Annotated in this window: 13 protein-coding genes and 2 pseudogenes; 4 read left to right on the top strand and 11 right to left on the bottom strand. The window is 46.6% G+C overall.

What is annotated here, in order from left to right; all coding sequences use genetic code 11:
* Positions 1-7 precede the first annotated feature (7 nt).
* The 7 genes from BW952_RS02520 to BW952_RS02550 form a co-directional block, all read right to left on the bottom strand.
* Entirely contained in the window at positions 8-520 is a 513-nt protein-coding gene (locus BW952_RS02520) for a stage III sporulation protein AB (RefSeq protein WP_045850946.1), read from the bottom strand.
* Positions 517-1410 carry a stage III sporulation protein AA gene (gene spoIIIAA, locus BW952_RS02525; protein WP_045850947.1) on the bottom strand — a complete coding sequence of 298 codons (894 nt, stop codon included), beginning with the start codon at positions 1408-1410 and terminating at the stop codon, positions 517-519. The genes BW952_RS02520 and spoIIIAA overlap by 4 nt, the downstream gene beginning before the upstream one ends.
* Positions 1411-1510: 100 nt before the next feature.
* Complete coding sequence (locus BW952_RS02530) at positions 1511-2629, bottom strand: acyl-CoA dehydrogenase family protein (RefSeq protein WP_045850948.1); 1119 nt, start codon at positions 2627-2629, stop codon at positions 1511-1513.
* A gap of 104 nt (positions 2630-2733) precedes the next feature.
* Complete coding sequence (gene efp / locus BW952_RS02535) at positions 2734-3291, bottom strand: elongation factor P (protein ID WP_045850949.1); 558 nt, start codon at positions 3289-3291, stop codon at positions 2734-2736.
* Between the two features lie 22 nt (positions 3292-3313).
* Positions 3314-4375: a M24 family metallopeptidase gene (locus tag BW952_RS02540; RefSeq protein WP_045850950.1), complete on the bottom strand. Its 1062-nt coding sequence runs from the start codon at positions 4373-4375 to the stop codon at positions 3314-3316.
* Between the two features lie 3 nt (positions 4376-4378).
* Entirely contained in the window at positions 4379-4816 is a 438-nt protein-coding gene (aroQ, locus tag BW952_RS02545) for a type II 3-dehydroquinate dehydratase (RefSeq protein WP_045850951.1), read from the bottom strand.
* Between the two features lie 60 nt (positions 4817-4876).
* Positions 4877-5296, bottom strand: coding sequence for a hypothetical protein (locus BW952_RS02550; RefSeq protein ID WP_045850952.1), 420 nt, complete (start codon positions 5294-5296; stop codon positions 4877-4879).
* 106 nt (positions 5297-5402) lie between these two features.
* On the opposite strand from BW952_RS02550, the gene BW952_RS02555 reads away from it, so the two are divergent.
* Positions 5403-6341 carry a DUF1385 domain-containing protein gene (locus tag BW952_RS02555; protein WP_045850953.1) on the top strand — a complete coding sequence of 313 codons (939 nt, stop codon included), beginning with the start codon at positions 5403-5405 and terminating at the stop codon, positions 6339-6341.
* Positions 6342-6378: 37 nt separating this feature from the next.
* Positions 6379-6762, top strand: coding sequence for an SA1362 family protein (locus tag BW952_RS02560; RefSeq protein ID WP_045850954.1), 384 nt, complete (start codon positions 6379-6381; stop codon positions 6760-6762).
* A gap of 138 nt (positions 6763-6900) precedes the next feature.
* On the opposite strand, the pseudogene BW952_RS02565 reads toward BW952_RS02560, so the two are convergent.
* The 4 genes and pseudogenes from BW952_RS02565 to BW952_RS02580 form a co-directional block, all read right to left on the bottom strand.
* A pseudogene (locus BW952_RS02565) lies at positions 6901-8022 on the bottom strand (ribonucleoside-diphosphate reductase); the annotation flags it as partial.
* Between the two features lie 65 nt (positions 8023-8087).
* Positions 8088-9020 (bottom strand): PDDEXK family nuclease, encoded by a 933-nt coding sequence (locus BW952_RS02570; RefSeq protein ID WP_045850955.1) that lies wholly within the window; start codon positions 9018-9020, stop codon positions 8088-8090.
* Between the two features lie 214 nt (positions 9021-9234).
* Positions 9235-10677 (bottom strand): annotated as a pseudogene (locus tag BW952_RS02575) (vitamin B12-dependent ribonucleotide reductase); the annotation flags it as partial.
* Between the two features lie 185 nt (positions 10678-10862).
* A complete protein-coding gene (locus BW952_RS02580) occupies positions 10863-11699 on the bottom strand; it encodes a lipoate--protein ligase family protein (RefSeq protein WP_045850956.1) in 837 nt (278 codons plus the stop codon).
* Between the two features lie 217 nt (positions 11700-11916).
* On the opposite strand from BW952_RS02580, the gene BW952_RS02585 reads away from it, so the two are divergent.
* Both BW952_RS02585 and BW952_RS02590 read left to right on the top strand, forming a co-directional pair.
* On the top strand, positions 11917-12237 hold the full coding sequence (locus BW952_RS02585) for a rhodanese-like domain-containing protein (RefSeq protein ID WP_045851047.1): 321 nt from the start codon (positions 11917-11919) through the stop codon (positions 12235-12237).
* A 113-nt stretch (positions 12238-12350) separates the two neighbouring features.
* The gene (locus BW952_RS02590) at positions 12351-13928 is read left to right on the top strand and encodes a DEAD/DEAH box helicase (protein WP_045850957.1); all 1578 of its coding nucleotides are present in this window, start codon (positions 12351-12353) and stop codon (positions 13926-13928) included.
* The last annotated feature ends 5 nt before the right edge of the window (positions 13929-13933 follow it).

Genomic DNA, 13933 nt, shown 5'->3' on the forward strand with positions numbered 1-13933 from the left:
TCCCACCCTATAAAAGCAATACGGCTGTCATCATGCCGCACAGCAGGCTAATTGACCGGATCATTCCGGCATACCGCTTTTCTTCTTCAGCCGCTTCTTCCCGCTGACGTTCAAGCTGCTTCAGTACAAGCTGGAGCTTTCGTTTTTCCGCATCCCGGGAAACAGCACCCAGCATCGCCCCAGCCTGCTCGACAATTTGAACGTCTCTTTTTTTTAGCGAAAGCTTCGTTGATTCATCGTGTACAATCCGTGTCCAGAGCTGCTCAGCTCCTTTGTCCCACACTGCCAGAGAAGCGGCAAACCGTTCAAACATCCTGCCGACCGGCTGATCGACAGACAGTGAAATCGACCGGGCCGCCGATTCCATCGATTCTGCTCCGTACGCAATCGATGATTCCAGCATCACAAGAGCTGTTTCAAACTGGCGAATTTGTTCCAACCGTTCACCATACGATCTGGATTTCAGCCAGCCAATCCAGAAGCTGGCTGCGATAATAAACATGGCGCCGGCCCATTTCATCCTGACCGCATTCTTTCATGCTTTACAACCTTCCAGCTATGCGCTCCATCCAATTCTACATATAGCTCAAACAACCCGCTTTCTTTGATTTGGCGAATAACCGGTCTTCGCACCGCTTCATCAAGCGACCGTGCGTGGACCGTTGCAATAACCGCAATTCCCGCATTTAGGGCTTCAGAAAGGGCCTGTGCGTCCTCCATCCGGCCGATTTCATCTACAACGAGAACATCCGGGCTCATTGACCGGATCATCATCATCATTCCTTCAGACTTCGGGCAGGCATCCAGTACATCTGTCCTTTTGCCGACATCCAGCTGCGGGACCCCGTTTAAGCAGCCCGCGATTTCCGAACGCTCGTCCACAATACACGTTTTCAACGCCGGGATACGTCTTTTCTCGTTTCCGGTTCCCGCTACACGGGCAATATCACGCAGCAGCGTCGTTTTCCCCGATCTTGGCGGCCCGATCACCAGCATGCTTTTCCACCTTTGCTGGTACAGTGCCGGCAGCAGTCTGTCTGCTGTGCCCTTTTTTTCTTTTGCAATTCGAATATTAAAGAAAGACAGGTTTGTCATAGAAGAAACGGAGCCATTTTTCACAACAGCCTGGCCGGCCAGGCCGATTCGATGGCCGCCTTCGATCGTCAAATACCCGCGTTTTAATTGTTCTTCCAGACGATAAACAGAATGCTTTGTGATTTTATGAACAAATGTGGTTCGGTCATGCTCAGAAAAGACAACCGGCAGCACGTGCGTCCTTGTACCGGACAGTTCAATTTCCTGTCCGGTTCGCAATCTGATTTCTTCAATCGTCGGGTCACATTTCAAAAGAGGACTGACAGCCTGATAGATCGTTTCGCTTAAATAAGGCAGGATCGTTTTGTAGGGCAATCCGCCGCCTCCTTCCGCTCTTTTGACATTGTATGAACCCACACCCGGTTTTATCCATAAAAAAACCGCCAGATGGACTGGCGGCGGGTTCTGTTCGTGCTTATTCTGCTTTTTTGATTTCCGAAAGAGCAGCTTCGGCAAGTGTCCGGTAGGCGATATCGTCCATTGGCGGGTTATGAAGACCGGCACGGACATTTTGCCAATAGCGGTGGAGCGGATTTTTCTCCGACAGACTTCTGGCGCCGACAATTCGCATGGCTATGTCGGTCACATCCATTGCCGTGTTTGTAACGAACGCTTTGGCGGCAGCCATTTGCGGCTTGATCAGCTCATCCGGCTCCCGGTCGTACCATTCAGCTGTCCGGTATAAAAACTGCCGGGCGGCCATCAATTTCATCTCCATCTCGCCGATTGTTTGCTGCGTAACCGGCAATTCTCCAATGGGATGATCCAGCGCTGCCGGCTTATACGATCCTGCAAATTCAATCGCGTAATCCCTCGCTGCACCCGCAATCCCGATATAGCAGGCGGGAATGTGAAGCAGTGACCCCTTCCGGCGCGCACGATATGAATCATCCAGCGTTTCAACAATGTAGTGGGCAGGAATTCGAACGTTTTCCAGCACAAGATCATGGCTTGCTGTTCCGCGCATTGCCACACTATCCCACGTTTCGCGGATCGACACGCCATTAGACGCCATCGGGACCAGAAAAACGGCCGACTCGTTTTTTTCAGGGATGGCGGCAGAAACAAATACATAATCCAATACAGGTGCGGCAGAGGTAAAGGTTTTTTCACCATTCAGCACATATTCCTGTCCATCAAGAACGGCGGTTGTTTTAAAAGCTGCTCCCCGCAGCGGGCTGCCGGCATTCCGTTCGCTTGCCGCCGCATTGATCAGCTTTCCTTTTTGAATCTCCTCTATTAAAAAGTCCGCCATCTCTGGATTCCAGTGTTTGTATTCTGCATATTCCATTAAAATGCCGGTATGCCATCCGATCGAAAGACCGGTGGCGCCGCATCCTTTTGCAATCAGCTCCTGGTGCTGAACAAATTCCACGAGTGACAGGCCGCCGTTTTGCGGCAGCATCGCTTTTGTATAGCCCACAGCCTTTAAGTCGTTTATGTTTTCAAACGGAAAAGAATTCAGCTCATCCAGTGCAGGCTCTCTTGATTGAAACACAGGAACGAGCGGTTTTAGTTTTTCTATTAGATTCAATCCAATCGACCTTCTTTCTCTTCATCTTCTTTTATCCTACGAGCTCGCTCGGAAGAACGCAAACAAAAAGAGCGCACCCTAAAAGGGTACGCTCAAGTCATCCATTATGCGCGTGATACGTAAGAGCCGTCAGTTGTGTTGACGATTAGCACGTCACCTTCATTAACGAAAAACGGTACGTTAACGGAAAGGCCCGTTTCAACAATCGCCGGCTTTGTGCCGCCTGATGCTGTATCGCCTTTAATGCCGGGCTCTGTTTCTGTCACTTTTAATTCTACTGTGTTTGGAAGCTCCACACCCAGTGTTTCTGAACCGAACATCATAATCGACACAGCCATGTTCTCTTTTAAAAACTTGAGCTCATACTCAATTTGAGAATCGGGAAGTTCAATTTGATCATACGATTCTGTGTCCATAAAGACATGCTGATCACCATTCGCATACAAGTATTGCATACGGCGGTTATCAATTTGGGCTTTTCCTACTTTTTCACCGGCACGGAACGTTTTTTCCTGAATCGCGCCTGTGCGAAGGTTGCGTAGCTTTGAACGGACGAACGCCGCTCCTTTACCCGGTTTTACGTGCTGAAAGTCAACAACGCGCCAAATGCCGTTGTCTACTTCGATCGTTAAGCCTGTACGAAAGTCATTTACTGAAATCATGGTTTTAGTTCCTCCTGAGGGTTTACAAAATAATAAGTTCTTTAGCAGAATGTGTGAGCCGTTCATTCCCGTTTTCCGTCAGAACGATGTCATCTTCAATCCTTACACCGCCGACACCCGGCAAATAAATACCCGGTTCTACCGTGACAACCATACCTGACTGCAGCGGTTTATCGCTCAAAACAGAAAGTCTCGGGCTTTCGTGCACCTCTAACCCAAGTCCGTGCCCTGTGGAATGGCCAAACGCGTCACCATAGCCTTTGGATGAAATAATATCACGCGCCACCGCGTCTGCTTCCTTCCCCGTCATGCCCGGCTTAATTTGATCGACTGCCGCCATTTGGGCTTCAAGCACAATGGAATAAATGTCTTTCAGCTGATCAGACGGTTCGCCAACTGCGACCGTTCTGGTGATGTCTGACGCGTACCCTTTGTAATAAGCGCCAAAATCGAGGGTGACAAAATCGCCCGATTCGATCTTTTTCTCACTTGCCACACCGTGCGGCAAAGCAGAACGCGCACCAGACGCAACAATAATATCGAAGGAAGAAGAAGCTGCACCGCATTTTCTCATGAAAAATTCAAGCTCATTCGACACATCAATCTCCCGCACTCCTGGCTTTAAGAAATCAAGAATATGCTTGAATGCTGCATCCGCAATATCACACGCTTCCTTTAATATCTTAATCTCTGATTCCGTCTTTATCAAGCGCAAGTTTTCAACCAGCCCCGCGACCGGTTGGAGAGCGCCGCTGAAATAGTTTTGAAGCAGTTCGAATTCCTGATAGGTTACATGTTCTTTTTCAAAGCCGAGTGTTTTGACACCGAGACGGTCTGCCTGTCTCATGGCTTCTTCAAAAAGCGATTTCGTATGCTGAATCACAGTGAAGCCTTCTGCTTGCTTAGCAGCTTGTTCTGTATAACGGAAATCGGTTAAAAAAATAGCCTCATTATGTGTAACCAACGCTGCGCCGGCTGTACCGGTAAATCCACTTATGTATCGCCGGTTGTACGGGCTCATCACAAAGAGTCCATCAATTCCTTTTTGAGGCATTTGCGTACGCAAGTTTTCTATTTTTTTCATCCGTTAGTCCCCCTTGTTCACTAAAAAGTCCAGTGCCATTTCGTATCCACGCAGTCCGAACCCACACAATTGTCCGGCCGCATGAGCTGCGATCACCGAGTGGTGGCGAAATTCTTCACGGGCATGAATATTGGAAATATGTACTTCAACAACTGGCACGCTAATGCCCGCTACTGCATCGCCCAGCGCATAGCTGTAATGAGTAAACGCGCCCGGATTAAAGATAATGCCGTCCAGCCCTTCATCTTCTGCTAAATGAAGTCTGTTGACAAGCTCTCCTTCCAAGTTCGATTGAAAGGTGACCACTTCTGCTCCTGCCTTCACGCCGCATTCTACAATTTGACTTTCCAGCTGATCCAGCGTTGTGTAGCCGTAAATATGGGGCTCTCTCTTTCCGAGCCGGTTTAAATTCGCACCGTTCATCAGCAAAATCTTCTTCATCACACGTCACCCGCTTCTTCGTTTTTCCCGACTAGTTTACCACACTCTGCTTTCGGCTGACTACTTGCTCTGCTCGTACCACCAGGAAACAGACATACTAATAAACAAAGAATAGACGGACAAAAGCGCATAAAGCGTCACTAAATATAGAGCCTCTCGATCCGTAAACAAAAACAAGCAGAGGAACAGGAAAACGGAAATGACGATTCCCGATAGGAAGGGCTTTCTTTTCCGCAGCAGTGCATAGTATAATGAAGACAGCACAATGGAAAGAAAAAGAATCAAAAGAGCAGCGATCACGATCTTCATCCCTTTAGACGACGGCATAATAGAAGCAAGCATCGGGGTCCATTTAATAAAATGAAATGTGTGCAAAAGCCAGCCCATTAAGAAAAGAAAAAAACCTGCGCCAACCCCTATCTCAATTATTTTTTTCACCGAAAAATAATCAGAATTTTTAGATTTATTTTGCTGTACCATATTTATTCCTCCTTGAAGCAGTCATGCTTTTATTTTAGCCAGATTCCCGCTAAAATATGATTACTACCTGTCCAGTCATTGGATGAATGAAAGAAGGAACGAATAAATGAGTAATGAAAAGCCTGTGTACGGCGGCCAGGCCGTCGTGGAAGGCGTTATGTTTGGCGGAAGAAAGCACACCGTTACCGCAGTGCGCCGCAACGATGGCTCGATCGACTATTTTCATTTGCCGCGTACCGTTCGTCCCGCCCTTCAAACGGTCAAAAAAATCCCTTTTCTCCGCGGCATTGTGGCCATATTGGAAGCGGCGGCTACAGGGTCAAAGCATTTAAACTTTGCCAATGACCGGTACGACATCAATCCCGGCGAAGAAAACGTGCAGGAAGAAGAACCATCGAAATTAACGCTTGTGCTTGGCGTCGCACTCGTCGGTATTTTATCGTTTTTGTTCGGAAAGTTTGTTTTTACGCTGGTTCCGCTTTTTTTAGCTGAACTGACCCGGCCTGTTTTCTCAAGCGACTTGTCACAAATTTTAATCGAAGGCCTGTTCAAGCTGATCCTGCTTCTCGTGTACATTTATGCGATATCGATGACACCATTAATTAAAAGGGTGTTCCAATATCACGGAGCCGAGCATAAAGTAATAAACGCCTATGAAAGCGGCCTGCCGCTCACAGTGGAAAATGTACAGAAATCGTCACGGCTTCATTACCGGTGCGGATCGAGCTTTATTTTGTTCACCGTCATCGTTGGGGTGTTTGTGTATATGCTCGTACCGCTTGAGCCACTGTATGTCCGTGTCCTGAACCGGCTTGCGCTGATCCCGGTTGTGCTCGGCATTTCGTTTGAAGTGTTGCAGCTGACGAATAAGGTGCGGGATATCCCGGTACTAAAATGGCTCGGGTATCCAGGGCTCTGGCTGCAGCTGTTAACAACGAAAGAACCGTCTGATGATCAGGCGGAAGTCGCGATCGCTTCTTTTGAGAAACTAATTTCCATTGAAGAAAGTGCTGAAAAAGGATTAAAAGCCGATGAAATTGTCTAATATGTAAGTATCACTATTTTTCCGGGAGGTGGCTTTAATGAATGTTCGTACTGTTATCGTTTCTGTCATTGCCGCGCTCGCTGCCATTGGTCTCGTGAACATGATGATCACCTCTCCCGGGCAGCTCGTGCGTCAAGTTGTATTCGGTGTCATTACGGCTGCGATTATTCTCTTTTTACTCCGCCTGTTCATGCAAAACCGCGGAGGCGGAAATCGCCGGGAGGACCGTGCGTACTCCAAGGCAGTAAAGCAATCAAAAAAACGCCATACCACGAAAACAGGCACGAAACCGAAGCCATCGCGCTCCGTAGCATTTACAGCCAAGCCGAAAAAGAAAACAGCCCGCCGAAAAAAAGCCTCTCATTTGACCGTTATCGAGGGCAATAAAGGAAAACGCGGCTCCCGCGCTTCGTCAGAATAACTCTGCCACCCCCGTGGGAGAGTTTTTTATTTTGGTGAAGACCACTTTTGACATTTCACAAATGCTCCTTGTAAAACAGAAAAATCCGGACGGCCACAGGGGTCATCCGGATTTTCTGTTCATTCATTTGCGTTTATTTTACAATCCGCATTTCAGCTGGGCACCGCAATTTGTGCATGTGTTGCAGCCGCCAAGCTCCTCAACTGTGCCTTTGCGGCAGACCGGACATGTATTGCCGACCTCACTGCCGATGGTCACATTGGTTGAACGAAGATCTTGAATCGTATCGATCAGAACCACATGGTTTTCATGCTCTCTCGGCTCCTGCTTTTCTTCTTCATCCCAGTTGTTTTCTTCTGCCTTCAAGGTCAGTACTTGCGAATCACGGCTTCCATCTACGTAAACCGTTCCACCCTTCGCTCCGCCTTTATACAAGCGCTCATACACGCTTTCAACCTGCTCCACTGTGTAGCCGCGCGGCGCGTTGACCGTTTTGGAAATCGAGCTGTCAATCCAGCGCTGAATCACACACTGAACATCCGCGTGCGCTTCCGGTGCCAGGCTCATCGCCGTCACGAAATAATCCGGCAGGTTATCTGGATCTGCCTGCGGGTTGCGCTCGACATAATCCTTCACAATATCCGCTTTTACCTCGATAAATTTGCCAAGGCGTCCGCTCCGGTAATACGTGAATGAGAAGTAAGGCTCAAGTCCTGTTGATACACCGACCATCGTGCCTGTTGATCCTGTTGGGGCAACCGTTAATAAATGGCTGTTCCGGATCCCGTTTTCCACGATCGCTTCACGAACGTGCTCCGGCATTTTTTTCATGTAGCCTGTGTTGATAAATGCATCGCGCAGACGGCTTGTTTCTTCCTGTGTGCCGCCTTCAAGGAATGGGAAGCTGCCCTTTTCCTTCGCCAGCTCAACAGACGCCTCATACGCGGTGACCGCAATGGCTTCAAACACTTCATCGACAAGCTGGTTGCCTGCTTCCGAGCCATATTCTTTTTCACAGTAAATAAGCAAATCGGCAAGACCCATAACACCAAGACCTACACGACGCTCGCCGAGTGCCTGCTTTTTGTTTTCATCTAAGAAGTAAGGTGTCGCGTCGATTACGTTGTCCTGCATCCGGACACCGGTGCGAACCGTTGCTTTTAATTTATCAAAATTAACTGTTTTTGTTTCTTTGTCTGCCATTTCCGCCAGATTCACTGCTGCGAGGTTGCAGACAGAAAATGGTGCGAGGGGCTGCTCCAATCCCCTATTGTTATCCTAAAGGCTTTTTATCCTCTAGTTCTTACGGTTGAGTTTCCGCAAGATCAGCATATCTTTTCATTACACACATTTTTCATAAACAGGATTAGCTCTTTTCTTCCACGATCTTCACCAAAAACAGCTTTTGAGATGACTCTAAAGTCCTTTACTCCGAATTGCTCCTCGATATCGACAATTAGTGGAGCAATTGTTGTTTTAATTTTATTCAAAGGCGTTTCCAGTACGATTTCCTTATTGTCCATCGACCACTTTATAATATAGTCTCTAATGTTCTTATGGATAAATTGTCGTTTCTCCATGTATTGAATCGTTGCATTCCTCATAGCAACATTTCCCGAACATTTTCGGCTACAATATTTGCGTTTTGATGTGACAATTACATTAAATACTTCCCTGCATTCTTTGCAGGACCTTTTCTCTCTTGGTATACGTATATATCCTTTCTTTACCCCGCTTTTCTTTAGTCCCTCAATCATTCTCTGCTTCGCTATACTATCGGAAGCCCAAAGCTTTTTAGTATGTTCACCGATCTTTTGCTTAGCACTAGCGCTATGCTTAAGATTAAAGTGGCCATTCAGCTCACCGTAAGCAGATTTGTTAATAGTGGTATCTTCAGATTTAATCCACTCTGTAATGGTCGAGTTCAAAGAAAAAGGTAAAGCTTGATATAAAACAAGTAATTCTTCATAAGAGAGAAGCTCGCATTCAATGTCGAATCGTTCTTTGATGATGCTAAGTGCTTTCTCAGCCTCATCTTTTGCCTTTTTATGTCTGGACTTTATTTCAACTATTTTCTCAAGTTTTCCGCTTTGGTCGTAAAAGAAAAAATCTGGCTTATAGGTTTTATATCCTATGTCGAATACATCAGCCTCATAGCTCCATGGTATTTTGTGATAATCAAGGTATTTCGCATATGCATATTCGTATGAGCTTCTTAAATAATTCTCACCATAGAACCCTGCATATCCCCTATTCATATTCATCACCTCAATACCAATTTACCATTAATTGGACGACTCGTATATGTTTAATCAATGTGTAATGCTGCGGCCTCGTGGATGGATTATATTCTCTTTCGAGGTTCACCATCTATGCGTTGCCCCTGACTGAAACTTTACATTCAGCCTTCGGTTCGGATTCCCATCTCAGGGTCCCCGCTTTATTCCGCAGTTTTTTACATGAGGCAAGCTATTTACCACATGGGTTTGTCGCGACAACCTGCTGGCCATATGCCTTCGCATTGGTCATATCATTCGCATTGTCAATAAAGAAAATGCCTGGTTCTGCTGAATATGTCGCACAAACGTTGATCAAGTTCCACAGTTCACGTGCTTTCATTTTACGGTACGTGCGGACTTCGAAGCCTTGACGCTCCCATTCGCGCACATCGCCGATTTTATGCCAGTTTTCATTGTAATGAGCCATTTCATCCTTGCTGTACTTTTCAACAGCCGGGAAACGAAGATCATACTCAGCATCTTTTTCAACAGCTTCCATGAATTCATTCGTCAGGCAAATCGAGATATTAGCGCCTGTTAAAAATTCAGGGTTGTGTACGCTGTATGTGCCGCCCGTGCGAAGCTTTTCTTCTGCTTCTTTGAAAATTTCCGGGCTGAAACCGCCGTAGCCAGGAATGTTTTTGTAATTCACAACGCCCTGGTACATTTGCTCTTCACGCTCTGTTAACGGCTTGAAGTTCAATTTGTCCTTTGCAGCCTTTTTAATTTGCTCGTCTTCCGTATTTTCAAGAAGATAGCGCAAAATACGGGGGTTCTGCATTTTCGAAATAATGAATTCTACAATATCAGGATGCCAGTCCGCTAACATTATCATTTGTGCTCCACGTCTGGATCCCCCTTGTTCGACAAGATGTGTCAGCTTCGCAATGTCATCCAGCCAGGAAACTGACCCGGACGATTTGCCGTTTACACCGCGTGCCAGTGTATTGCGTGGGCGAAGAGTGGAACCGTTTGTTCCGACACCGCCGCCGCGGCTCATAATTTCCATCACCTGCTTGCGATGCTCGGAAATGCCTTCACGTGAATCCGCGACAAACGGCATCACGTAGCAGTTGAAATACGTGACGTCTGTATCGGCTCCTGCACCATACAGCACACGTCCCGCTGGAATAAAGTTCAGGTTGACCAGCTCATGGTAAAACTTATCAAACCATTCCTTTTTCTTTTCATCTGTTTGTTCTACAGAGGACAGGCCGGCTGCGTTCCGCTTGGCAATTTGCTCGTAAAAAACCTCCAGCGGCTTTTCAATCACATCAAGTGCGCGGTGAACAATGCCTGATTCCGCTTCAGCAGGATCATCAATCGCGCTGCGGTATTCTTCGTCAATTAAGATGGATGCTTTTTTGGCTTCCCGGTCAAGCGACACAATAAAGCCTGTCCCGCGTGCAGGGAATTTCGGATCTTCTTTAATCGTCAAAACGACAAAATCGCCTTCTGACAACGTAATTTTTTCAGTGTCTTTGAATGAGTACCGGTCGATCATAACGAGACGGGAGACGCCTTTGTGTGTAATCTTCATTTCCGGTGTGACAGGGAAAACCTGTGGAAAAATGCTGATGTCCTTGTTGAGTCTGTCGACATTAAGCGACATTTGCTTTGTGGACGTAGCAGACATGGAAACAACTCCTTTTATATGCTGGTGTACAAAAAACGAAAACAAACACAATATATTGTGTTTGTTTTTCAGTTCATACTCTATATATTGATTGAGCGCCCGTCATTTGTCAAGCCGGGATAGCTCGCAAAAAGTCGGGAATTGCCTTGCTCTACACGTGAATACAAGCAAAAAAAATAATTTTTTTAACGGCGGAAATTCCAGCTCGGATTCTCATACCGTTCTTTTTGAATGACGGCAATTTGCTGATTTTGATCCTCCGTTAACTGCAGTGGGGCCAGCCCAATATTCAGCCCTTGCTCAAAGCCCTGCTTAAATGACACTCGCGCTTCATCGAGTGTAACTGGTTCAGCCCTCAGGTCATTGATCGCGACGGCCTTGCTTTTAAACGCGCTTTTCATCCGCTCTTTTACCCGGTCATTCGGATAATGAAACAAACTGAACAGCTTGTCTTCGTCGATGTCGAGCAAAATAGACCCGTGCTGCAAAATAACCCCTTTTTGCCGCGTTTGAGCACTTCCGGCCACTTTTCTTCCTTCCACGACAAGCTCATACCAGCTTGGTGCGTCAAAGCAAACGCTGGAACGGGGATTTTTCAAGCTCGCTTTTTCTTCCTCTGTTCGCGGAACGGCAAATTCCGCTTGAAGTCCAAGTGCGCGAAACCCTTGAAGAACGCCTTCAGAAATGACCCGGTATGCTTCTGTGACACCCGCGGGCATTTCAGGATGGTTCTCGCTGACAATCACACTGTACGTAAGCTCATGCTCATGCAGAACGCCTCTGCCTCCTGTAGGACGGCGGACAAAGCCAAGTCCGTGCTTTTGAAGCTCTTCAAAATTCACTTCTTTTTCTGCTTTTTGGAAATAGCCGATTGAAAGAGCGGCCTGCTCCCATCCGTAAAAGCGGACAACAGGGGGAATGTCTCCCTTGCTGTGCCAATCAAGGAGCGCTTCATCTACCGCCATGTTATATGCGGCGCTTTGATTTCCTGTATCCAGAAAAGCCCACGTTTCCTTTGTCATGTTATACGCCTTCTTTTCGTTGTAAATTCCCTCAACTAGTCTATCAAATTGAAACCGAAAATCAAAGGCGAACACTCCTCTTTTTTCAAGAGAATTTTCTTTTCATCTGATAACCATATGGCTATAATAAAAGGAGCAGTTTATTTGAAAGGGGAACACGACGTTGCTTTATTCTATTGCCGCAGTACTTGGCGCGATTATTTTGTACGCGATTTTCATGTATTTTTCTCAAAAACGTGCGGTAAAGCCGCTCAGCCAGGAAGAGTTTATCCAAGGATACCGGAAAGCGCAGCTGATTGATGTGCGTGAACCGAATGAATATAACGGCGGTCACATTTTAGGCGCCCGCAATATTCCTGTGACACAGATGAAACAGCGGATGAAAGAAATCCGTGCCGACAAGCCCGTTTACTTGTATTGCCAAAGCGGCCTGCGCAGCGGACGTGCAGCACAAATGCTGTACCGCAAAGGGTACCGTGAGATTTACCATCTTCAAGGCGGGTTCAAAAAATGGACCGGTAAAGTAAAAACGAAATAAACAAGGCAGCTCTGCACATGCGGAGCTGCTTTTTCTATGGGCTTTGAGTGTATTCTCTTTTTCTTCACGGGACATACTAATCTTCATACCAGAAAAAGAAGGGTTTGAATGGGATGAAGCCGGCTATTCTGTATGATGATACGTGGGAAAAAGAGCTGGATCAATACGTGCAAAGAGCCTCTACCCCAGGCTGTTTTCCCTTGTTTTTACTAACCGCCCAAACCAAAAAGCGGATTCTTCCTGCTCACTTTGACGGGTTATTGTCTCCAGGCTTTTTGCCGCATATGGCATTTCTTCCTCATCAGGTGAAAACCGCTCAAAAAGTAATGGAGGAAATGAACGGCACCGCCATTTTAGCAGATGAAGTAGGACTTGGGAAAACGATTGAAGCGGGTTTGATTTTAAAAGAATATATGCTTCGCGGCCTCGTGTCGCGCGTGCTCGTCTTAGCGCCGGCTTCCCTTGTCAATCAATGGGCAAAGGAGCTGCGCGAAAAATTTCAAATCTATGCTTTCGTCCAGCGAAAAAAACCTGACTGGTCCTGGAACGGTGTGCAAATTGCTTCAATCGATTCAGCAAAGCAGCCAAAATTCGCCGACCAATTTTCTGATACGTTGTTTGATATGGTTATTATTGACGAAGCGCACCGTTTAAAAAATCCGCGAACAAAGAATTATCAGTTTGTCAGCAAGCTGAATAAAACGTATTGTCTGCTTCTCACCGCCACACCTGTACAAAATGATGCAGATGAATTGTTCCACCTCGTTTCACTGTTAAAGCCCGGTCTTTTCGGAAACAGCAGCGCCTTTCAAGAAAAGTTCAAACAGGGCCGTCACGCTGTGCAAAACGAGGAAGCGTTTCATTCCCTTCTACAGAAAGTGATGATCCGCAATATGCGCGCTGACATCGAACAGCAGCCGATTAAGCGAATCGTGAAAACCATTCGAATAAATCAAACGGATGAAGAAAAAGCATTTTATCAGTCTCTGTCAGAGTGTCTGCCTAACTCGATCACGCTGTTAACCCTGCAGCGAGAAGCATGCAGCAGCAAATATGCGGCCCTTTCCACGTTAAAAAAACAGGAAGGGTTTTTTGAAACAGAGACAGCACTGCTTTCCCAGGCGATTCAATCCAATTCCAAAGCAGAAAAAGCGCTTCAAATCGTCCATGAGGCAAAAGAGAAGGTGCTGATTTTCACCCAATACCGTGCAACACAGCAATACCTGGAGCTTTATTTCCGCTCGCATGACATTCCAGCGGTTTCCTTTCAAGGGAATTTTAAAAAAGGAAAAAAAGACTGGATGATTGAACTGTTTAAAGGGCCTGCTCAGGTTCTCATTGCGACAGAAGCAGGCAGCGAAGGCTTGAACCTGCAATTTTGCCGTCATGTGATCAATTTCGATCTGCCGTGGAACCCGATGAAGCTGGAGCAGCGAATTGGCCGTGTTCATCGGTACGGGCAGGAGCACGATGTGTATATTTATCACCTGGCGTTTAATCAAACGGTTGAAGACCGGATGCTTTCTTTGCTTTATGATAAAATCAGCCTTTTCCAGGCGGCAATCGGCAAAATCGATACGATATTAGAAAATAACTGGGTTGAAGAGCATTTGCGGGATGCTATTCAATCCTCTCGCAGTATTCGTGAATGGGAAATCAAAATGGAAAACCTGTCAGCTGTATTGGAGTGATCACA

The organism is Domibacillus enclensis, from assembly GCF_900156125.1.
GTDB lineage: Bacteria > Bacillota > Bacilli > Bacillales > Domibacillaceae > Domibacillus > Domibacillus enclensis.